The sequence below is a fragment of the Streptomyces sp. LARHCF249 genome (genome assembly GCF_052871255.1).
On record NZ_JBIXJQ010000014.1, the window covers coordinates 86,952 to 107,370 of the forward strand.

The following is a 20,419-nucleotide window of genomic DNA, read 5'->3' on the forward strand; positions in this document are numbered from 1 at the left end:
AGGCCTGTGGCCAACGGATCAACTACCGGTGACCTCCTTGAGCCGGGCGGCGTAGGCCAGGCCGATCTGCACCGTCTCGTCGTCGTCGGCGTCCTCAAGCCGGCCCAGATCGTCCGCGGCCTGGTCCCGCGCTCCCCGCAGCTCCTGAACCGTCTCGGCGTCCAGGCCGCTGTCACGGGCCTCACGGAGGCGGGCGTTGTACCAGCGGATCACCTCCTTCACCGTGCGCTCGGCCTGCTCTGCGTCTCCGCCGGCCTGGTGGAGCGGCTGGGATGTGGGGTCTTCGGGGGTGAGGGGGCCGGTCATGGCGTACCACCTTGGTCGTGCTGACGTACTTGACCAGCCAATTCTTGCTGACGCACCTTCACTGCGCGCTGGGCGGGCATAGGTTGAGGAGCAAGGAGACGATCACCAGGGGGAGCCATGGCGGGGCGGGATCTGCGGGCGTTGTTCAGTACCAACGACCGGAGCGTGTCGGCGACGGAGGCGTTCACGAACCGGCAGGGGCAGTGGCAGATCGTCCAGGCCGCCCTCGGCGAACACCTGGCCCGCATCACCGCCCCCGGTTTCACCGTGGAGGACCTGGAAGCCCCTCGGAACAACATCCTGGTCATGCACGGAGTCGGGGGGATCGGGAAGACCACGCTGTCGCGGACCCTGGAGGCTGCAATCGCCGGCGCCGAGAGCCGCCCGGCCCGCTGGGGTGAACCCGTCTGGCCCGCCCGACCGACCCTGCTGCCGGTCCGGATCGACCTCGCCCGGTCCGCCGGCGTTGACTTCGAGCGCGTCGTCCTCACCATCCGTCTCGCCCTCGCCGCCCACCTCAACCGGCCGCTGCCCGCCTTCGACATCGCGCTGCGCCGCTACTGGGAGCACCAGCACCCCGGCGAATCACTGGAGGAGTACCTGCGCCGCGGCGGCCTCGCCGCGAAGTTCGGCAAGAACCTGCCGCAGCAGATGCAGTCCGCACTCAGCGATGTTGCCCAAGCCCTGCTCCTGCCCGGCACCGTCGGCAGCGCGATCGGCCAGCTCACCGGCGCCCTGACCACCGCGATCCGCGAGCGCCGCCAGACGGTCCGGGCTTTGGCCGGCTGCGCCCGCCTGGCCGACCTCCTGGACGTCGAGCCCGACGTCGACGCGCTCTCCTACTACCCGCACCTGCTGGCCTGGGAGCTCGCCCAGCTGCCCGCCGACCAGGCCACGGTGCCGGTCATCCTGCTGGACACCTTCGAGGACACCGGCACCCGCACGCACCGCGACCTCGAACGGCTCCTGCAGCGCCTGGTGTGGCTGATGCCCGGAGCGTTCTTCATCGTCACCGGCCGCGGCCGCCTGCAGTGGGCCGACCCAGCTCTGGAAGGCCAGCTCGACTGGACCGGCCCCACCGCCTGGCCCGGACTCGTCGGACAGGCCGTACCTGGCCCCCGCACCGCCGGCACCCCGACCGAGAGCGGCCGCCAGGTCCTCATCGGCGACTTCTCCCCCGAGGACTGCTCCGACTACCTCGCCCGGCGCCTGACCCGCGACGGCGAGCCCCTCATCGACGCCGACCTGCGCACGGTGATCGCCGAACGCTCCCACGGCCTGCCCCTCTACCTCGACCTCGCCGTCCTGCGCTTCCTGGAGCTCCGCCGAGCCGGCCGCACCCCCACGCCCGCGGACTTCGGGACCGACTTCCCCGCGCTGCTCACCCGCACCCTGGCCGACCTCACCCCCGACGAACGCCACCTCCTGCGCGCGGTCAGCCTGGTGGACGCCTTCGACCTTCCCCTGGCCACCGCAGCCGCGGGCCTGCCCCACCTGTCCGCGGCCGCCCGGCTGGTGGAGCGGCCCTTCGTCCGGCACGACGCCTTCGCGCTGTGGCCCTACCACCTTCACGCCCTGATCCGCTCCACCCTGCGCACCGCGGACGACGCCACCGACGACCGCTGGACCGACACCGACTGGCACCAGGCCGCCGCCCGCGCGCTGGCCGCGCTCGGCGCGCAGTGGCAGACCAGCAGCGGGCCGGACCGGCGCCTGCTGGTCGGCTGCCTTCGCCAGGGCCTCGCTCTGGCCCGCGACCACCGGCTCGAGCTGGGCTGGCTCACCGACGCCGCCTGGGCCTACACCGACGACTACGTGTGGGAACCCCTCCCGCTCCCGGCACGCGAGAGTGGGGACGGCGAGCTCGCCACCGCCGCAGACGCCCTGGCCGAGCTCCTGGCCGCGCTGGCCCGGCGCCAGCACGAGCACCGGTCCGTGACCGCCTCCCGGCTCACCCGCATCATCGACACCGGCCTCCTGCCCGCCGAACTCACCGAGATGGCCCTCTACTACCGGGCCAAGGCGTATCGCGACCTCGGCCAGAACGACGCCTCCCACGACGGGATGCGCCTGGTCGCCGACGGCGGCGGCCGGCTCGCCCCCGACGCTGCCCGCGGACTCGCCCACCTCGCCCGCGCCACCGGCGACTTCCCCACAGCACTGTCCACCGCCGGCGCCCTCGGCTGGCGCGGGCGCGGGAACCGGGTCCTCGGCGACATCCACTTCGCCCACGGCGACATGAACCAGGCCGCCACCGCCTTCGCCACCGCCCGCACCCAGGCCGAACAGCACGGCAACACCGGGGAGCAGGCCATCGCCCAGTCCCACCTCGCCCTCGCGTACGCCTTCACCGACCCCGCCCGGGCCAACGACGAAATCGCCCTCACCGAGCAGCTCCTGGCCGGACTCGACCAGCGCGCCACCGCTCTCACCCTCAGAGTCGCCGCCCTCGCCCGCGAAGCCGGCACCCTCACCGACCTCGAGGGCGCCCGAGCGCTGCGCGCCGAGATCCACGCAGCAGGGATCACCTCGGCCGAAGCCGTCTTTGAACTCGCCCTCGCCCTGCACCACGCCGTCCTCGGCGAACACGACAAGGTCCGCACCGTCATCCACCGGCTGCACGAGCTGGCCCAGCGGGGCGACTACGCCTACTACGCCCACGTCGCCCACTACATGGCCGGCCTGCCGCTGGCCGCTCCGTCCGCCGTGACCTGGCTCGACGGGCCCGAAGCTGTCCGCCTCCGGTGGCAGCAGCTCGTCCAAGAACGACAGGCACGTCGGTAGGCGGTACCCACCTTCACGGATCCAACGGCAGCGCAAGGAGCCCCGCAGACCCATGCCCCGAGATATCAACGATGACGGCCCATACCGCTTGTCGGCAGCCGAGCAAGCCCTACACGACGAGGAGCGCCGGAAGCTGCTCGATCTCACCCGTACGGTCCGGGACATCGAGTCTCAGCTGGCCAGGGCGAAGACACTCACACGGGTCCGGAACACGACCTTCTTCGTCGCACTTGCCCTGCTGATCGGAGCCGGTGCCTGGAGCGTCGCCGTGTGGGAGCCGTCGCGGTTCCTGAAACCGGACATCATCTGCGGGGCGCTGGCCCTCATCGCTCTCATATCCGCCTTCCTGGCCAACAATGCCCTCCCCGTCGACAGCTCTCTCGACGAAATGGATGGGAACCTCGATCAGCACCGGGACGAGCTGCGCTTCCTCAGCGCCCTCGTCCGTCCCGGCCTGGCCGAACAACGTGCCCTGTACCGCGAGGACGTTCAGGCCCTCATCGAGAACTATCAGCAGGACTCGCGCAAGTACCGCCGGACCCATAACAGCCTGCAAAACCTGGTCATGGTCGGGTCGGCGTGCACCACCACCATCGCAGCCCTCGACGCGAAGGAGCCGACCTGGCAAAACCTCGCCGTGCTCTCCATTAGTTTCGCGATCACCGTGGCATCGATGATCAACGGGTACTACAAGTTTCGCGAGCGCAGCTACTTTCTCCAGCAGACCGCCGACGCGATCGAGGAGGAGGCGAACGCTGTGACCCTTGGCGTCGGCGAGTACAGCGAGTTCACGCCCGGCCAGGAACAGCAAGCACTGGCCCGGTTCACCCAACGGGTGGAAGCCCTGCGCAACGAGCAGCGCCGGCGTCAACAGCAACTGGATCAGCCAGCGGACCAGGCACCGCCCACGGGACCGCCGCCAGCATGACAGCAGCACGGAGGACTGGCGGCCGGAGTTCGAGCCGTCACGACATGGCACAGGGCGCCAGCGTGCACGGCACTTTGCCGGTAAGGAACCCGGAACAATGTAGTCAGCAGGCGTCGTCGGCCGCGGTTACCGCTGAGCCGGACCCGGTCGTTCACTGACGGCGGCGGCGCCGAATGCGGTGCCGTCAACCCGGAGCTCACGGTCCGGCCCGCAGAAGGGACACGCCTCGGTACCGTCGGCCAGGAGGCGGACGGCTCGCGCCGGGTGATCTCCTTCGAGCTGCCACTCGGGCACCCGGCTTCGCCTACGAGCTATGGCAGCAGGCGGGTGACGTTTTCGCGGCTCTGGCCCGCCAGCCAGCCGACGACCGTCCGGTGCCAGCGATCCAGCGTAATCAACGTACCCAAGCGCAGCCGTGCTGCGTGAGCAGCTGTTTTGGCAGGTCAGGGCCGCAACGCGGGGTCTGTTGCAGTCGGGGTGTTGCACCCGCGTTGCACGCCGTGCACCTGGGTCGGCGCTGCGGAGTGGCGACGGTGCCCGCTTGCGCCGACTATGCGGCGCCGTCGATCCGGAGCTCACGGTCCGGCCCACAAAAGGGACACGCCTCGATGCCGTCGACCAGGAGGCGAAGGGCCTCGTGCCGGGTGATTTCCTTGCCGTGGCCGTCGGGGCAGTGGCCGGCGTGGACTCGGAAGGGGCGGGGACCGTAGCCGGTGCGGTGCACTTCGAGCTTCCAGTCGGGTACCCGTGGCTCCGGCCTGCGGGCGGTGGCGACGGCCTCTTCCAGGCGGGCCAGGGCCTCGCGGGTCTGGACCAGCTGCCACTCCAGCCAGCCGACGACCGCCCGGTGCCGGGCGATCTGTTCCGCAAGATTTTCGTTCACATGTTCTATTTTAGGGGTGGTGGCTCGCTCGGATCCGGCCGGGCCGCGATCAGGCGCGGCGGCGCGGTGTGCGGCCCTCGGCCGCCCCGGTGGTCTTCTTGGCCGTCTTCTTCGCGGTCTTCTTCTTGGCGGAGAGCTCGTGGACGGTGGCCTCCGTCTCACCCCGGGCTTCCCGCGCCTTCTGCACGGACGCCTCCAGGGCGGCCATCAGGTCGATCACCGGGGCGGGTGCCTCGGGGGCGTGGGTGCGCTCCCCGTGGGCCTTGGCCGCGAGGAGTTCCTCCACGGCGTCGCGGTAGTTGTCGGGGATGCCTTCGAGGGTGTCGGTGGTCATCGCGTCGGCGAGGGCGAGGGCGGCCTGGACCTCGTCATCGGTGACGTCCACGGTGGGGGCGGGAACGTCGGCCTCGCGGATCTCATCCGGCCAGCGGAGGCCGTGGAGGACCAGGACGTCGCCGACGACGCGCAGCAGGCCGAGGCGTTCGCGCTGGTGGAAGGCGAATTTGGCGACCGCGACGCGGCTGGTGCGGCTGAGGGCCTCGCGCAGGAGGACGTACGGCCGTGCCGCGATGGGGTCCGGGGCTGCCAGGTAGTAGGCGCCGGCCCCGAAGGCGGCGGGGTTGATGGAGGCTGCAGGGACGAAGCTGACGATCTCGATCGCCTTGGCAGTGGGCAGGGGGAGGGCGTCGAGTTCGGCGTCGCTGACGGGGATCGTTCCGGTGGCGGTCTCGTAACCGCGGCCGATCTCGTCGAGGCCGACGGGCTCGCCGTCGAGTTCGCAGACCTTGAGGTTGCGGACGCGGCCGATGAGTCCGCCTTCGTGCTGGTGGATCTGCCGGAAGTGCACGGCGTGGCGCTCGGTCGCAGGCACGACGGACACCGGGACGCTGACCAGCCCGAACGAGATCGCGCCGTTCCACAGGGCCTTCACGGCTCAGGCCCAGGACTCGGGGCCGGTGCCCTGCCAGTCGAAGAGGGCCCCGTCGGTCAGGTCGACGTCCTCGGCGTCGGCCATGCCTGCCCGGTAGAGGAACTCCCGGACGTCCCGCTCGCTGGTCGCGCGGCCGAGTTCCTCGCGCCGGTAGGTCACCAGGCGGCGGCCCCGCTCGTCGGGAGGGTGGATGGTCACTTTGGACTCGGCCATGGCTCCAGAGTCGCGGCCGATGCCCGGGGCCGCACTCAGGCCGTGTCCGGTCGGGTCCATCTGCTCGATCGGGGTCGGCGAGTCGTCCGAGACGTCAGCTCGGACACGCACACGGCTGAGCCCCGCATCGCGGCTGTCTGCTGTCCACCTTTGTGCACCCTTGCGTGGGGGAGGAGCACGCAGTGCTACGCCGCCTCTGCTCCTGCATCGTCCGACGAGGCCGCCTGCTTCTTCAGCTGCATGCGTGCGGCCACTACTTCCTCACGGGGAACCGTCGCCCAGTGCGCGTGGTCTACAACGGCGATCGACAGCTCCAGGATCTCCGTCCGCATCTCGTCGACCTTCTGCTTCTGCTCGTCGCTCCAGCCAGGGCTGTCGGGTACGTCACCGCGATGGGAGTAGCGCTCGCCCCGTGTCCAGCCGACCATGGGCTCCACGCTCCAGGGCAGCCCTGCCAGGTAGGCGCGGTGCTCGGCGTGGGCGCGGTGGAGGCGCTCCTGAAGCTGGAGGAGGTCCTCGGGGAATACGGTCGTGGTCACGCCGCGATCGTAAACCTGTTCGATTTCGGAAGGGAAGTCGACGCTCGGGGAGGTCACCTTTTCGGGCTCCGGCTCCCCGATGCAGGCTTCGGCAGGGGCTGGCGACACCAAGGGCGTGACTGGCACTGCGTTGTGGCGAGGGAGCTGGGCCTCTTGCGAGAAGGGCTTCACAGGAGATGGTGCTTGTGCGAAAGCCCGCTGCTGCGGGATCGGCGGCGCAGTCGCTACGGGCCCCCCGACCGGGACGGGAGCAGCCAGGGTTGCTGTGGGGCGGCACGTGGGTCGGTTCGGGCTCGACTTCGGGGCGGTGTCGTCTCCTCGGGCCGGAGGCACCGTGAGGGTGCCCTCCTGGAGTTCGGCAAGGCGGTCGCTGTCCGCGTCTGTCACCCAGAATTTGTCGATCCTGGTGCCCCTGCGGTACTCGACCGGCACGATCGTTCCGGCAGCCGTCTGGCGCACGAGATCGTCGAACAGCACATCTCGCGGCTTGGGCGTGACGTGTGGCTTGCCGCACCTGCGAACCCCGTCCGGACACGGGTAGACGGCGCGCAGGTCGCAGAGCCAGAAGTCCAAGGCTCGGTAGCCGGAGATCACGCGGAGGTCGCCGATCTGCGCGATGACATGTGCGGGCAGGTTGTTGCTCCTGGTCCACTGCGTATCGCTACGCCGTCCGTAATCCTCCCGGTCGGTGTGCCAGGCCGGGGTGATGCCCTGCTTCGCTGCCTTCGTCGCCCGGGCCTTCACACTGCTCGGACCGTCGACGCCGGCCGAAGACAGCTGGACCTCCCACCCGATGCGCCTTCCGTCCTCGCCCTCAATCAGGGTGTCGGTCTGGATCCAGCTGCGACCGACTGGTGTGCGGACCTCGCAGTCACCGTGGAAGCCGCCCTCCGTGGCCGCACGCAGGATCCGTTCCTGATAAGCCTTGTGCTCGTCGCTCATCGGCGCCTTGTGGCGCTCCTCGTCTTCCTTGCGCTCATGGACGGCTTCGCGGCGGCCGTTGGCCTGCTGTCGCAGGTACATCCACGCGACTACGCCCGCGTCCCTGCAGACTCCCCCGCACTGCAGCTCCCGCTCGGAGACGGGGACGTTGCGCTGGGCCAGGACCCGGTCCGTCTTGTAGAGGAATTCCCACAGGCCATCGATGGTGTCCTGCCCAAGGTTTTCCTGCTTGAGATCAAGAAGCATCTTGAGTTTTGTGTGCCAGACGATGTTGGCCACGGTGTGCCCTCCCCTGCCGGCGATCCCTGCTTTCACGGTAGGACGTGGCACTGACAATCTGATAGGGGCCGATCACAGCGAGCGAGGAGATCCCGCTGGGGTCGCCCACAAGCGGGGGCCCTGTGCTGGCTATGGGGTGCTTCCCTGCGCGCCCCCACGCGCCCGGGCGTCCCCGCAGCGCTGATGTGACACCGCGTCCATTGGGCGATCGTTTCCGCAGTGAATCCGGCCCCCCAGCCGGGTGAAACAGCAGCTCTCGGGCTGGGCACCGATTTCCGCGACCGCTACAACCCGAGCGTGATCAAGAACCTGATGCTCCGTGGCCTGCCCGCGCTCACCCTCGCCGCACTTCCCCTCCTTACCGCCGGCACGCCCGCCGCCCACGCCGAACCGTCCCGCACCGCTGCCGTGGCCACCCCGGGCACCATCGGGTTCCGCGCCCCCATCCCGCTCTTCGAAGCGATCGACCAGATCCCCCTCGCCGACGAACAGCGCGCCGGCTACAAGCGGGACCTGTACAAGCACTGGAACCGCGGGCAGAACAGCTCGGACGGATGCGACACCCGCAAGGAGGTCATCCTGAGTGAAGCGGTGGTCGCGCCCCAGGTAGCAGCGGGGTGCAAGCTGGCCGGCGGATCCTGGCGCAGCCCGTACGACAACCTCGTCGTCACCGACGCCGCCCGCCTGGATGTTGATCATTTTGTACCCCTGGCTGAGGTGCACGACTCCGGTGGCTACGGCTGGGACGCTGTCCGCCGCGAGGCGTACGCGAACGACCAGGCGTCCCCGGACACGCTGATCGCAGTCTCCGCCGCCTCCAACAGGTCCAAGAGCGACAAGGACCCGGCGCAATGGCTTCCGTTGGACGGCTCCTACCACTGCACCTACGCCGCCACCTGGGTCGGCACCAAGCTCCGCTGGAACCTCGCCACCGACGACGCCGAGCGCCAGGCCCTCCTCGGCTTGGCAGAGGACTGCCCGACAACCACCGTCGTCTACGAGACCGCACCCTGACCTGCTCCGCTGGTCAGCCAAAGCCCGGCTGCATGCCGGCCTGCCCGGGGGCCTGCAGCCGGGCGTGCTGCCGTATGCCGTCACACGGAAGGAACCGCCAGGTGAACCGTGCCGAGCGCCGAGCCCTCCTCGGCGACGAGATGATCGAATACATCCACCGCCGGGTCGCAGAAGCCCCACCGCCCGACGCCGAACTGATCGCCGCACTACGTCCCATTCTCACCAACCCGGCCCGGCGCCAGCGGTCCGAAGTGGGACCTGAGCACTCAATGCCCGCAGCTGCGTCCGGGGCAGTCGAAACCGAATGAGGCCGTCCCGCCCATCAGGGATGCACCAGCCGTGACCGGGAAGACGCCCGCCAAAGGGGCATGGCATCGAGGCGGTGAGCGTCATGGCGCGTCGGTATGGGCGGGGGTCCTGTCATTCGGGCTGGTCAGCCTCCCCGTGGGGCTCTACACGGCGACCGACAGCCACACCATCCACTTCCACCAGCTCCAGCGCGGCACCTCCGACCGGATCCGCAACAAACGGATCAACGAGCGCACCGGTGACGAGGTGTACTCGGAGTGGACTGCCCGATTCGCCGCATGCATTGGCTGGGAACGGCCGGTCCAAGTGCCCGCCCCACCGTTAGTCCCAACCGGTCTAACGGGGTCAATGAGAGGTCAGCACAGGATGTGGCGCCGGTTCCTCGCCAGTAGCGGGTCCAGCGGACGGCGGCACACCTCGCACCGCAGACCGCCCGCCGGCACCGGGGGCAGAGGCGGAAGGGATTCGGGAGCCGGTGCCCGCGCCGCTCGTTCCCGGGCCGCTTGGAGCGCCCGGGCGTACCGGACCTCGCTCTCCTTCCGACGCTCCGCCTCCTCCCGCATCGCCAGCTGTGAATCGAGTAACCGCTTCTGCAGGTCCTCCGGCAGCACCGCACCACCCGGCCCCAGCCCCAGCGTCCGGAGCGGCATCGCCACCCGTTCCAGCTCGTCCAACGCGCACGGCGGGTGGTGCAGCCCGAACATCGACAGATCCGGCGCCTGCCACCACTGGTGCACCTGCGCGTGCGGCCGCGCCACCGACGTCGCCGCCTCCCTCTTCGAGACGGAGTAGAACCACACCGGCAGACCCTCGTCGAGCACAACGTGCGGGAAGTGCACCCGCGGCCGCCAGAACCAGACGTCGACCACGCCCTGGCGCGCGTAGTCCCGGTGCCGGGCCCGCCAACCGTCGTCGGTCATGAGCTTCCGCTGCGCCTCCAGTGCGACCTTCGTGCCGTCCTGCAGCAGCACCTCGACGTCGGCCCGCCGGTCGTGATCCTCCGTCCACTGCTCCAGCCGCACCCGGTCGACTCCGGGCCTCGACCACGCCCAGGCCGCCAGGACGTGCTTGGTCGTGATGTGCCAGACCGTCTCCGGGCCGTGGCCACCGGCCGGGGCCTGCCCGGGTGGGTGCGCGAAGTGCCGGCGGACCTTCCCGCCCAGCCGCCCCCGCGTCACCAGCGGTACCCGGGTCCCCACCGGGGCCTCGAACCCGTGGAAGCAGTAGAAGCACACCAGCTGACCCGTGCCGCCGTACCCGAGGCGCTTCCAGCGCTCCGGCGGCCCCTCGGCGATGTGTACCTCCCGACGGGTCTCCAGATCGAACCCGACCACCAGTAAGTCGTCCTGCACGCTCCGCCCCTCCCCTTCGGCTGCCCCCAGGGTTGCTGCCGTCGCCGGAGCCGGGGGAAACACGCTGCCCCGCAAGACGTGCCACACCGGCCGGAGTCCTCCGCGCGCTCCTCCACTAGGGCCTCCGCCCGGCCGCGTGGGAGAGGCAGCCGCGGGTGGGTCAGAAGCGCTGGTGCTAGACCGCGGCAGCTCAGCACATGGTCAATTGCTCATGCTCGGGCAGGTCCAGGTTGGTGATCCGGCCCTCGGGAATCACTGTGGCCAGTTTCCGGGCCTCCTGGGCACTGCGCGCGAAGGCGTGCAGGCGCACGATTCCGGGTGAGGCGGCGACCAGGCTGGGGCAGGGGCGTACGACCCCGTACAAGAGCCGTCGCTTCCCCGTCGTGTACACCGGCACTCCGTAGGCGTACTCCGAGGACATCATCAGTTTCTCCGGGATGTCGACCCGAACGTTCGACTCGCGCCATGCGTATTCGGCAACGGCGGTGAGCAGTTCGGTCCGCTGCTGCTGCGACAGTTTGCTCCACCACGTCCTCGCGGTCTCCAGCGCCAACCGCTGCGTTTCCTCCCGCTGGGCCTGCTCCAATGCGAGTCGCGCGTCTTCCGCCGCCTTCTCTCGGGCCCGCCGGGCATCTTCCACCTCCCGTAGCTGACGCACCTTCTCCCAGTAGACGCGGGACTCCTCCGCCCGCTTTTCCCGAAGCCGTTCAGCCTCCTCCGCCCTCCGGGCCTGCTCCTGCTCCGCCCGCAGCCGGCTCTGCCGATCAGCCTCCTCCTCCAACTGCTTCTGGCGAGCTTCGCGTTCCTCCCTCGCCAGCTCTTGGCGCTGGCGCATCGCGTTGTGCTTCTCCTGGGCCGCGGCTGACTGCGCAGACGTCCACCATTGACCGCGCCGAAACTGCCGCTGCTCGCCGTCGACGACGCGGTACACCCGCCGGTACCGCGGCATGCTCTCGACCGGAACGACCTGCCCGTGGAGCGCCCACCGGACGAACTGGACCAGTTCCTCCTCGCGGAACATCCAACGGCCAGCGGCGTAATCGAAGCCAGCGAGGCCGTCGTCCACCATCCAGAGCTGTGGCTCATGTTCTTCCGGGGCGCGCACCCGGACCGCGGGCACCGCGCTGATCCAACGCGGCGGTCGTTTGTGCGGGGACACCCAGCACACTCGGACGCCCTCGTCGAGGTAGCGGTCGGTGCGTGCCTGGATGTCGTCCAGGGTGATCGGCGACAACTGTGCCTCCCAGGCCATCCTCCGGGTGCCATCTGTCGAGGCCGCCATCACGTCCGCGCGCCAGGAGCCGTCCTCGGCCGGTACTTCCAGCGTGGCGAACCACCCGGCTGCCCGGATCGCGCCCGCCATCTCCAGCTTGAGCATGTGGTGCTCCCACGATTCATTCGACAGTTCGCACGACGGCGGCCGTCCCGGGTCGTGGCAGAAGAACCGCACGCCGTACTGGGAGACCTTCGGATGAAGAGTCCAGTCGCACTCCGGGCAGGCGAGCTGGATCCGGGGGCGGGCCTTGTGGATCTGTGCCCAGTCCAGCTTGTGCCCGAGGTCGGCAAGGGTGGCGTCGAGGCGGCCCAGGGCGGGGTGCAGCGCGGTGAAAGGCATGAATCGCATCTCCTGGCGATCCGGCGTACTCGCGGCGTATCTGACAGGACAGCAGATAGCAGGCGCCACTGACAGAGGGCCTCCAGGTGGGGGCGGGTGACCACGCGGATACGGCTCCCCAGCCCGGCAGCGGCGGCGCACACATGGAGCCGCCGCTGCCCGCCGGCGGGCAGGGCTTGGGCATCACAGCGCGGATGTGGTCGAAGAGCCCGGACTACGGCCTTCGTCGGCTTGCCCCCTGGGTAGGCAAGGAGTCCTAGGCTCGTTTCGACTCAGGCGAGCTGGAGGGGATGTCACATGACACAGGGGCAGGAAGAGGAATACGGACCCGGAAGCCCGGACTACGGCTTGTCGTACGAGCCGGATCCGTCGGCGGGACAGGCGGACGTCTATGGCCCGGGGAGCCCGGATTACGGCTTGTCGTACGAACCCGACCCATGGGCGGACCCAGTGCCGGACGAGAACACGGACTACGGCTTCCGGGAGACGAGGTTCGACGCGGACCATGCGGAGTCCATGTGGGAGGCGGCCTTCCGGGACGGTCACATCACCCGGGAGCAGTTTCAGAACAGGCGGCGGGGAGGAATGGCTCTTGAACAGGCAGAGGCGTCGGACGCGGGGCCGGCTATCAGGTCCGCGGTCGAGAACGTGCGAGCCAAGCTCGCCGATCCCGGCCTGTCTCTTGAGCAGCGAGCCATCAACGAAGAGGTTCTGGCATCCCTCCAGCGGATGCTCGATGGGAAGAAGGTAGGGCCCGACGAGTCGGGTGTTTCATAGGTAGTCGCCTATGGAATACGGCACCGCGGCGGCGCACGGCAGGACGGCCTCGCAGTGCTGCCTCGATCGCGCGGCGGTATCCATCCGGCGGTATCCGCGCTCCACCGGCGCAGCGGGTGCCGCTGGCTGCCGAGTAGGGCGGCGGCTGGTGCCGCCGCCTCGAGAATCTTGTGGTCTACGGCAGGGCGGGAGCAGCCGGTGCCCGCCCGGATGGCCGCGCACCCGTACGCACCCGGGTCGGGGGCTGGCAGGGAGAGGATGCAAGCCCGCCAGGCCCGAACGTCCTGTTCAGGGTTGGCGCAGGTTCAGCGGGGTCCACTGCAAGGTGCTTCGAGATCCAGTGCGGTATTCGTGGGGGTCGACTTCCATCCGTGTGTCCACGGTCTGGGGGCTGGTGCGGTGCACGACGAGGGTGGGTTTGCAGACATCGGTCATCACCATCGCGGGGTGATCGATGTGCAGCCAGGTGGCCATCCGGCGGGAGAGTTGCGGTTCGGGATCGACGACGGTGGTGAGCAGGAGGGGCAGGTCGATTCTGATTTCCCTGACGGACCACATCAGCTGGTCTGCCCGGGACTCGGGTTCGTCCGGGTCGTCGATGGGGTCGTCCCATTCGCGGTACGGCGGTGGTGTGGGGCTGAGGCGTTCGTAGCGCTCGATGACCACGAAGGAGGGTTTCTCGCCGTTGATCAGTCGTTGTGCCCGTGCGTTCACGTCTGTGGGGGTCGGGTTGGGAGTCTCGTCGACGGCGAGCCAGTCGGGCTGTTCGTTGGGGGGATAGCCGGTGTAGAGGAGTGTTGGTACGCCGGCCTTCGCGGCGTGGACGGCGATGTCCCGGCCGACTTTGGCTTCCCGGCTGCCCCGCTGCGCGATGATGCCCACCTTGTGGCGGAAGTTCAGCTCGGCGAGGTCGGTCAGGTCGGGCCATGGTGTTGGGATTGAGGTGCTGGTTTCCATGGTTCGCCGTTGCGGTAACGCGTCGTGGTGGGTCAATGCTCTGCTCCTGCCTGTCGGGTCTTGAGGTTGTGCCGGGCTGATCGGCGAGGTGGTGCGGCTGTCAGGTGGATGCCATGTCGACGAACCGTGAGTAGTGCCCCTGGAAGGCCACTGTGATGGTTGCCGTGGGGCCGTTTCGGTGTTTTGCCACGATGAGGTCCGCCTCGCCTGCGCGGGGGGATTCCTTTTCGTATGCGTCCTCGCGGTGGAGCAGGATCGCGAGGTCGGCATTGTCTTCCAGCGCGCCTGAGTCCCGGAGGTCGCTGAGCTGCGGCTTCTTGTCGGCTCGTTGTTCGGGGCCGCGGTTGAGTTTGGATACGGCCAGGATCGGGATCTCGAGCTCTTTGGCGAGGAGCTTGAGGCAGCGGGCGATTTCGGAGATCTCCTCGTATCGGGAGGAGAACGGGCGGGTGCCATACGTGAACATCTGCAGGTCGTCCACGACGATGAGTTCGATGCTCCGCTGGCTGCGCAGTCGGCGGCTTTGCGCCCGGAGTTCGGTGAAGGTGGCGTGCGCGCTGTCCTGTACGTAGAGCGGGGCCTTCGAGGTGTCGGGCATGCGCCGGGCCAGGCGGGTCCAGTCGTCGTCGGTCATGGTCCCTGAGCGCATGTGGTGGAGTGCGACGCGGGACTCGGCGGAGAGGATCCGCATGGCGACTTCGGTCCGGCTGGATTCCAGGGTGAACAGGACGGCGGGCAGGTTGTTCTTGATGCTGGCGCAGCGGAGGATGTCGAGGGCCAGCGTGGATTTGCCCATGGCAGGGCGGGCGGCGATCACGGTGAGGTGGCCGGAATGGAGGCCACCGGTTAGCGAGTCGAGGTCTGTGAAGCCGGTGGGTACGCCGATCAGGTTGCCGCCCCGTCGGCCGACGGCTTCGATTTCATCGAGGGCGTCTTCCATTATTTCGCCGAGCACGAAGGCGGGCGGGACGCTGTCTGGGTGCTCGGCGGTGGCTGCGAAGATCTCGGATTCCGCGGCGTCGGCGATACGGTCGATGAATTCCGGAGTGCCGTCGACGGCGAGGTCGTGGATGTGCAGGGCAGCGGCCTGCAGGCGGCGGAGTTTGGCTGTTGACCGCACCCGTTCGGCATTCTTCGCTCGGCTCATGCCGCCGGCCTTCTGCCGGGCAAGGCCGTTGATGTAGTCAGTGCCGCCCGCTTCGTCGAGCTGATCCATCTTGGTGAGGTGCTCGCACACGGAGAACGGGTTGGGTGTCTGGTTCGCCGCGTAGATGGTCAGGATGCTGTTGTAGATGATGGCGTGGGCGGGCCGGTAGAAGTCGTGGCCGTGGAGGACTTCGACGGTGTCTGCGATGGCGTCGGTGGAGATCAGCATGTCGTGGAGGACAGCTTTTTCCGCCTGCAGGTCGTTTGGCTGGGCCTGCTCGATGCCGTCCTCGGCCATGTGGTTCCTCTCGCTGTCCGGCACCGTGCGCAGGTGCCCCTGGTCAGGGTAGCCAGCCCGTGTGCCTCCTCATGTGGCTCTCAAGGACGCCTGTCCGCGCGGGCGCGGGCCAGTGCAAGGTGGCGAACGGCTTGCTCCGCCGGCGGGGCGCCAGGTGGGTTTGGTGGGGCGTAGAAGGGGGTGGACGGCTCTTCGTCGCTGGGCTGCTGCGCGCCGTTGGAGGCTCCGGAGGCAGGCGCGGTGGTGACCAGGCCGTCTCGTCGCCAGAGGGGGACCTTTTCCGCTGGGATCTGCGGGTCTTGCGGGGACAGGACCCGGAGAGTTCGGACAGCCTCGTGGTCCAGGTGGTGGTTCAGGCGGGCGACGAGCTGAGGCTCGAGGAGCCGCGCCTGGGAGGCCCACGCCTTGGAGTCGGCACGCACGATGAACTGGACACCGTCGACGTCGACCACTGTGACATGCGCGGCGATCTCCGGTCCTACGATGGCAGGCCAGGCCGTGAACAAGGGGTTCAGGGCCGGGATGACCCATCCGCGTTCACGCAGCAGGTCGGAGAAGGCCGTCTGTAGGGGCACCGGGCCCGACCTGGGCCGGCTTCGCCGTTGCGGAACGCGCTTGCCGCGTCGCCATCGGGCGTCTTGCTTGGCCTGTTGCAGTGCGAGGCGGGCTAGGTCTTGACGCTGCTCCATGCACCCTCCTGGACTATGGCGATGCCGGTCTCCCCCAGGTTCACGATTCTCCTGTACTCGGCATGTGCTGGAGCCTTAGAAAGGGGGGTGTGAACACGGCTCCTTGGGACAGCGGCGGCCAGATGCCGAAGGCCATGCGCATTCATCCCCATGCACCGTCGAAGTCCTTGCGCAGTGACAACACGGGGCGCTGCCTGTACTGCTACAACCTGGTCTGGTGGTTCGACCGGGCTGACGGCGGCAGGATTCCCTTGATGCCTAAGCAGTTCCCCACCTCCCGGGTTCCGGCTCCGGCGCGGTGGAGCGTGGATGCCGGTGTCGCCCGCCTCGGCTCGGTGGAAGACACGTGCTGGATCGCGCACCCGGCCATCTGTCCGGGCATTGAGCATGAAGGGTTCACGGACGTGGGTCTTGCCGATCTGCACCGGCAGTCCGCGATCAATATGCAGTCCGCGATTCGGGAGGGGAGATTCTCGGCGCCGCTGACCGGGGCGGAGAACGACGACAAGACCACTGGCCGCGAGCCAGGTGGCCGCTGTTCTCGCCGGGACGTGATCGCCTACCACTCCGTGCACCTCCTCGCTCCTACGACGGCCGATGAGCTGCTGTGCGTCGCGTTGTCGGAAGCAACAAGACAGCGGTGCGAGAACCAGGTGCGCGATGATCGGGCGGGCTTCCAGGGCGAGTGGGCGGAGATCGAGATCCCCTACCCTCGCGACCGCAACGGCGACGCCCCGCTCTGGGAAGGCCAAACCATGTGGGTGTGGAGCCTGAACAATGTCAGCTACAAGGAGAGCGTTCGCTGGCGTGACCAGCACTGCCCCGCCCACGCTGCCGAAAGCACCGTGCCTGACGCCCACCCTCGCGAATGCGAGCACTTCGACGCCTTCCGCCACAGCAGCCACATCCGTTACCAGCGGCCTGCCACCGCACCCACGGTCGCCCAGCCGCCGAGTAAGGGGGCGCGACTGATCTGTGCCGGCAAGGGATGCGACGCGGGCAAAGTCGGAGCGGTACCGGAAAGGGAGGTCGTGGAGGGCTTGGGCTGGATGTGTTATAGGTGCCGTCCTAAGCACACAGCCCGACGTGCCACGCACCGCCGTTGGCAAGCGGATCCGGGCGAGTCCGGCGGCGGCTGGCCGTAACCCACCCCAGACCCCGGTCACAGGTACACCCCTCGCTACGCGCTGGACCAACGCGCTGCCGTGTGCCGGCTGATCGGGAGCTCACGTGCCGAATGGGGCTATATGGCTGGGGCGCACTCAGTCAGCTGCTTCACCGGCCACGTCGCGCCACACTGCGCGCAAGTCCGCTGTCACCGGTGTGCGATCCCTTTCACGAAGCCGCATGTCCATGAAGGCGTTGGTGATGCCAATTCACCAGCAGCGTGACCAGTGCGAGATGGCGCGAGCACAACGGCCCCGACCGCCGGTCGCTGCCCGGAGCAGCTGCGTGACGTCATCCTGCCCGCCCGCTCACGGTCCGGGCAGGATCAGTACCGCGGCGGGCGCCTTGCGGCCGGAGAATCGCTGCCCCGGACCGCTGGGCGGTTCGGTTCGGGCCCGGTGCTGGGCTGCGCTTTCGGTGGCGGCGAACTTGCGACGCCGCTGTAGGACTGCGCTGTCGATCGGCGCTGGCTGCTCGTCGGCGACCTCCTCCGGGTCGGGGAAGGCCCACTGGCTGAGCTCCCGCAGCACGCGGGCCTGCCGGGCGGCTGCCTGCGCGGTGTCCAGGGCCATCTCTCGCCTGCGCGGGACGGCCTGGTGGGCCGCGAGTGCCCGGTGAAAGCCGTCGGGGGCCATGTCCCGGGTCAGCACCGGCGCTTCGGGCACGGTGGCCGGTGCCGGAGCGGGCGTGCGGGGCTCGGGCACCGTGGTCTTGCCGATGGTCAGGACCCGGATGGTTCGGACGGCCTCGGTCCCGGCCCGGTCGTTGGCCGCGGCGATGATGCGGGTGCTGAGCAGTCGGAGCTGGGTGGCGTATGCGGGAGAGTCTGGGCGCAGGTCTAGCTGCCCGCTGTCCGCGTTGAAGGCGGCCGCTGTGACGTGCGCGGACAGGTTCGAGGTGACGGCGTCCGCGATGTCCGGCCACTGGTTCAGGACGCCACCGCCTGCGGCCGGGATGTCCCAGGCCCGGTCGGCCAGCAGGCCCTGGAGGACGGCGCCGAACCCGGCGACCTCGCGCCCGTCACGTCGCACACCCGCCGTACGGGAATCCTGCTTCGCCTTCCGGGTGCTGCCCGAGGCGCCGCGGGCCTTGGCGGCTTCGCGGGCCTGGTGCAAGGCAACGCGGGCCAGGTCGACACCGGACAGTTCCCTTGCGGCCGGACCCGGCTGCTCCTGGTCCCGGTCCTGCTGGCTGTGGGTGATCGTTTCGGTCATTTCGGCCTCCTACCGCTTTCCGAGGGCCATCAGCGAGCTGCGCCTGCCGCTCGTGAGTCGAAGTGCGCGCCGCACCAGGTCAGCGCCGTAAAGCCGCTCGGCGGCGGCTTGTCCGAACGTGTCGACCGCGCCGATGACGAGCGTGGTCTCGCCGCGCGCGAACTCGCCCCGGGCCATCACCCGCAGCTCGCGCTGCTGCTCCTGGTCGAGGTCGTCGATCCCGGTCTGTGCGGGCAGGACTTCGCCCCGGGCGTCGTCTGCCGGCTGCTGCTGACGCGGGATGAATGCTTGGGCGACCAGGCGGCGGACGGACTCGCTCCTCGGTGCCTGCCACTGGCCTTCCCACTCTCGGTGGCGGGCCTGCTCGGCGCGCCGGGAGTCCCGGTACGCCTGGACAGCTCGAGCCCGGCCCTCAGCGGTCGGCCACTGCGCCACGGCGGTTGCCAGCCGTGCGGCGAGGAACCCGGAGGGCCGGTGGACCCGCTCCGGGGCGTCGCCGAGGTCGAGGAACGCGATGATCTCGTCGGCGGTCCAGCCGGCGTCCGCGACCTCGCTGAGGATCCAGGCGATCCGGGCCACCGAGGCCCGGCCCATCCACGGCACCTGACGGACCAGCTCACCGGCCAGCCGGAAACGGCGGCCGACCACGTTCAGGCCCCGGCGACCGCCGTCCTTGCCCTTGGACTTCTTCGGGGTGGAAAACTGGGCTTCCCCGCTGACGAGCTTGCTCTCAGAGGGAAGCGAAGTAGTACCGGCAGAAGAAGAGCTAGAGGTACCCACCTGCTTTGGGGTGCAACGGGCATCGCCGGAAACAGCCGTCACAACGCCCTGATCAGCAGCCTCGCGGGCACCCTTCGCCGGTGCCTTCGAGGACGTCTTCGACCGCGGCTTGCGCACCTTCCGGGACGCCTTCTTCGCCAGCTTCGCGATCAGCTCCCGGCCGGACTCCGCGATCCCGGACACCGCCCGCGTGTACGCCGGAGCGTCCCGGTCCCGCTGTACCGTCCGGATCCCCAGCGCGACGTCGAACTCCACAGGGATCATCCGCGCGAACTCCGACGCCTGGCCGCCGTCGCCGGCTACCCGCGTGCCCTTGACGATCCACGCGAGCAGCCCGGTCTCCCGCAGGATGCGCAGGTGGTCCTGCACCGCCCGTTCCGACAGGCCGACACGGCGCATCAGGTACTTGATGCCCGGACGGCACGGCGACAGTGCCGCGAGCTCCTGGGCGACCCGCACGGTCGTCGGGCCGAAGGAGCGCGGCCCGTGCGACCGGTGCCGCCGCGGCTGATACAGCCCGGACCCGGCGACCCAGTGGACCGCCTGCATCCAGGAGTAGCCCTCGCCCGCGATCCGGCCCGAGGAGGTCGACAGCCACTGCGACGCCTCGGCCACGAACAGCTCGGGCATCACGGCGACCGCTCGAGTGTCGTCGGCCGCCCGGCGCGGAGCGGGGAGTACCACGGCGGCCGGCGCCGCCACGGCACTCACCGGCCCGCCCGGACGGAGGAGATAGAGATCATCTCGGCAGCCTGGTGCAGACAGCCTGTGGACAAAGTCCGGTAAGCGGCGAGGACCCGGTTCACTCCCGCCCGGCGGGCAGAAATCTTGAACTTTGTCCCGCCACGCGGGACGACGGTCTCCCAGACGCGAGTCGGGGACGGCGACAGCCGTCCGTCGACGGCGTTGCCAATGATCTTCGCGACGGGGTGCATGAGCGAGGCGATCGACACCGCGATAGGGCTCGCCAAGGAGTCCCGGAGAGCGCTGCTCTCGTAGGGGCGTACCGGAAAACCCACTTCCGGTACGAATCGCTCATGCCGCCGCGAACGGGATACCGATCCCGTAACGCGAGAAGCCTGCCGAGCCCGAACCGGGGTGAAACGGACAAGGTCAAGCTGACAGCGGACACCACTCTCGTGCACTATGAGAACGACCTGCCTTCCGTATAGCTGGACGACCGAGCCCTCCGGGCTGGACGACCGGGTGTGCGGATGCGTCAGGTGCCGCCCCCTTCGTGAGAAGAAGGCGGACACCGATCGGGCGGGGGGAGATTTCTCCTCCCCTCCCGGTCCT

18 protein-coding genes and 1 pseudogene are annotated in these 20,419 nt (G+C 69.2%); 7 read left to right on the forward strand and 12 right to left on the reverse strand.

Features of this window, described 5'->3' with window-relative positions; all coding sequences use genetic code 11:
* Positions 1 to 18: 18 nt before the first annotated feature.
* Complete coding sequence (locus ACIPUC_RS31880; protein ID WP_446593865.1) at positions 19 to 306, reverse strand: hypothetical protein; 288 nt, start codon at positions 304 to 306, stop codon at positions 19 to 21.
* Positions 307 to 471: 165 nt separating this feature from the next.
* Between ACIPUC_RS31880 and ACIPUC_RS31885 the strand changes: the two genes are divergently transcribed.
* Together ACIPUC_RS31885 and ACIPUC_RS31890 are read left to right on the forward strand one after the other, a co-directional pair.
* Positions 472 to 3,090: an ATP/GTP-binding protein gene (locus tag ACIPUC_RS31885; RefSeq protein WP_446593866.1), complete on the forward strand. Its 2,619-nt coding sequence runs from the start codon at positions 472 to 474 to the stop codon at positions 3,088 to 3,090.
* Between the two features lie 52 nt (positions 3,091 to 3,142).
* Positions 3,143 to 4,018, forward strand: a complete 876-nt coding sequence (locus ACIPUC_RS31890) for an SLATT domain-containing protein (RefSeq protein WP_446593867.1) — start codon at positions 3,143 to 3,145, stop codon at positions 4,016 to 4,018.
* 550 nt (positions 4,019 to 4,568) lie between these two features.
* On the opposite strand, the gene ACIPUC_RS31895 is transcribed toward ACIPUC_RS31890, so the two are convergent.
* From ACIPUC_RS31895 to ACIPUC_RS31910, 4 genes are all read right to left on the reverse strand, one after another.
* The gene (locus tag ACIPUC_RS31895; RefSeq protein WP_446593868.1) at positions 4,569 to 4,901 is read right to left on the reverse strand and encodes a DUF6233 domain-containing protein; all 333 of its coding nucleotides are present in this window, start codon (positions 4,899 to 4,901) and stop codon (positions 4,569 to 4,571) included.
* Between the two features lie 49 nt (positions 4,902 to 4,950).
* Complete coding sequence (gene ku, locus ACIPUC_RS31900) at positions 4,951 to 5,832, reverse strand: non-homologous end joining protein Ku (RefSeq protein ID WP_446593869.1); 882 nt, start codon at positions 5,830 to 5,832, stop codon at positions 4,951 to 4,953.
* A 3-nt stretch (positions 5,833 to 5,835) separates the two neighbouring features.
* Entirely contained in the window at positions 5,836 to 6,045 is a 210-nt protein-coding gene (locus tag ACIPUC_RS31905; RefSeq protein WP_446593870.1) for a hypothetical protein, read from the reverse strand.
* Positions 6,046 to 6,230: 185 nt separating this feature from the next.
* Positions 6,231 to 7,805 carry a hypothetical protein gene (locus ACIPUC_RS31910; protein WP_446593871.1) on the reverse strand — a complete coding sequence of 525 codons (1,575 nt, stop codon included), beginning with the start codon at positions 7,803 to 7,805 and terminating at the stop codon, positions 6,231 to 6,233.
* A gap of 312 nt (positions 7,806 to 8,117) precedes the next feature.
* Here ACIPUC_RS31910 and ACIPUC_RS31915 point away from each other — a divergent pair, with 312 nt between their 5' ends.
* The 3 genes and pseudogenes from ACIPUC_RS31915 to ACIPUC_RS31925 form a co-directional block, all read left to right on the forward strand.
* Positions 8,118 to 8,819: an HNH endonuclease family protein gene (locus ACIPUC_RS31915; RefSeq protein ID WP_446593948.1), complete on the forward strand. Its 702-nt coding sequence runs from the start codon at positions 8,118 to 8,120 to the stop codon at positions 8,817 to 8,819.
* Between the two features lie 101 nt (positions 8,820 to 8,920).
* Positions 8,921 to 9,127 (forward strand): hypothetical protein, encoded by a 207-nt coding sequence (locus ACIPUC_RS31920; RefSeq protein WP_446593872.1) that lies wholly within the window; start codon positions 8,921 to 8,923, stop codon positions 9,125 to 9,127.
* Positions 9,128 to 9,158: 31 nt separating this feature from the next.
* Positions 9,159 to 9,380, forward strand: a pseudogene (locus ACIPUC_RS31925) (Ku protein); the annotation flags it as partial.
* Positions 9,381 to 9,484: 104 nt separating this feature from the next.
* On the opposite strand, the gene ACIPUC_RS31930 reads toward ACIPUC_RS31925, so the two are convergent.
* Both ACIPUC_RS31930 and ACIPUC_RS31935 read right to left on the reverse strand, forming a co-directional pair.
* Complete coding sequence (locus ACIPUC_RS31930; protein WP_446593873.1) at positions 9,485 to 10,480, reverse strand: competence protein CoiA family protein; 996 nt, start codon at positions 10,478 to 10,480, stop codon at positions 9,485 to 9,487.
* Between the two features lie 190 nt (positions 10,481 to 10,670).
* The gene (locus ACIPUC_RS31935) at positions 10,671 to 12,095 is read right to left on the reverse strand and encodes a competence protein CoiA family protein (protein WP_446593874.1); all 1,425 of its coding nucleotides are present in this window, start codon (positions 12,093 to 12,095) and stop codon (positions 10,671 to 10,673) included.
* Between the two features lie 297 nt (positions 12,096 to 12,392).
* On the opposite strand from ACIPUC_RS31935, the gene ACIPUC_RS31940 reads away from it, so the two are divergent.
* Positions 12,393 to 12,872, forward strand: a complete 480-nt coding sequence (locus ACIPUC_RS31940; RefSeq protein WP_446593875.1) for a hypothetical protein — start codon at positions 12,393 to 12,395, stop codon at positions 12,870 to 12,872.
* 288 nt (positions 12,873 to 13,160) lie between these two features.
* Here the strand turns inward: ACIPUC_RS31940 and ACIPUC_RS31945 are convergent, their stop codons facing one another.
* The 3 genes from ACIPUC_RS31945 to ACIPUC_RS31955 all read right to left on the reverse strand — a co-directional run bounded on the left by ACIPUC_RS31945 (position 13,161) and on the right by ACIPUC_RS31955 (position 15,962).
* Positions 13,161 to 13,865, reverse strand: a complete 705-nt coding sequence (locus ACIPUC_RS31945; protein ID WP_446593876.1) for a hypothetical protein — start codon at positions 13,863 to 13,865, stop codon at positions 13,161 to 13,163.
* Between the two features lie 64 nt (positions 13,866 to 13,929).
* Complete coding sequence (gene dnaB, locus ACIPUC_RS31950; protein ID WP_446593877.1) at positions 13,930 to 15,273, reverse strand: replicative DNA helicase; 1,344 nt, start codon at positions 15,271 to 15,273, stop codon at positions 13,930 to 13,932.
* Positions 15,274 to 15,353: 80 nt separating this feature from the next.
* Positions 15,354 to 15,962: a DciA family protein gene (locus ACIPUC_RS31955; RefSeq protein ID WP_446593878.1), complete on the reverse strand. Its 609-nt coding sequence runs from the start codon at positions 15,960 to 15,962 to the stop codon at positions 15,354 to 15,356.
* 89 nt (positions 15,963 to 16,051) lie between these two features.
* On the opposite strand from ACIPUC_RS31955, the gene ACIPUC_RS31960 reads away from it, so the two are divergent.
* Positions 16,052 to 17,107: a DUF6083 domain-containing protein gene (locus tag ACIPUC_RS31960; RefSeq protein WP_446593879.1), complete on the forward strand. Its 1,056-nt coding sequence runs from the start codon at positions 16,052 to 16,054 to the stop codon at positions 17,105 to 17,107.
* Between the two features lie 330 nt (positions 17,108 to 17,437).
* On the opposite strand, the gene ACIPUC_RS31965 is transcribed toward ACIPUC_RS31960, so the two are convergent.
* Together ACIPUC_RS31965 and ACIPUC_RS31970 are read right to left on the reverse strand one after the other, a co-directional pair.
* A complete protein-coding gene (locus tag ACIPUC_RS31965) occupies positions 17,438 to 18,343 on the reverse strand; it encodes a DciA family protein (protein WP_446593880.1) in 906 nt (301 codons plus the stop codon).
* A gap of 9 nt (positions 18,344 to 18,352) precedes the next feature.
* A complete protein-coding gene (locus ACIPUC_RS31970; protein WP_446593881.1) occupies positions 18,353 to 19,834 on the reverse strand; it encodes a transcriptional regulator in 1,482 nt (493 codons plus the stop codon).
* Positions 19,835 to 20,419 lie beyond the last annotated feature (585 nt).

What these genes read in the sequence shown, in the direction of transcription:
- ACIPUC_RS31880 (WP_446593865.1), bottom strand. Translation starts at nt 306, where the DNA reads ATGACCGGCCCCCTCACCCCCGAAGACCCCACATCCCAGCCGCTCCAC.
- ACIPUC_RS31890 (WP_446593867.1), top strand. Translation starts at nt 3,143, where the DNA reads ATGCCCCGAGATATCAACGATGACGGCCCATACCGCTTGTCGGCAGCC.
- ACIPUC_RS31905 (WP_446593870.1), bottom strand. Translation starts at nt 6,045, where the DNA reads ATGGCCGAGTCCAAAGTGACCATCCACCCTCCCGACGAGCGGGGCCGC.
- ACIPUC_RS31915 (WP_446593948.1), top strand. Translation starts at nt 8,118, where the DNA reads ATGCTCCGTGGCCTGCCCGCGCTCACCCTCGCCGCACTTCCCCTCCTT.
- ACIPUC_RS31935 (WP_446593874.1), bottom strand. Translation starts at nt 12,095, where the DNA reads ATGCCTTTCACCGCGCTGCACCCCGCCCTGGGCCGCCTCGACGCCACC.
- ACIPUC_RS31940 (WP_446593875.1), top strand. Translation starts at nt 12,393, where the DNA reads ATGACACAGGGGCAGGAAGAGGAATACGGACCCGGAAGCCCGGACTAC.
- dnaB (WP_446593877.1), bottom strand. Translation starts at nt 15,273, where the DNA reads ATGGCCGAGGACGGCATCGAGCAGGCCCAGCCAAACGACCTGCAGGCG.
- ACIPUC_RS31955 (WP_446593878.1), bottom strand. Translation starts at nt 15,962, where the DNA reads ATGGAGCAGCGTCAAGACCTAGCCCGCCTCGCACTGCAACAGGCCAAG.
- ACIPUC_RS31965 (WP_446593880.1), bottom strand. Translation starts at nt 18,343, where the DNA reads ATGACCGAAACGATCACCCACAGCCAGCAGGACCGGGACCAGGAGCAG.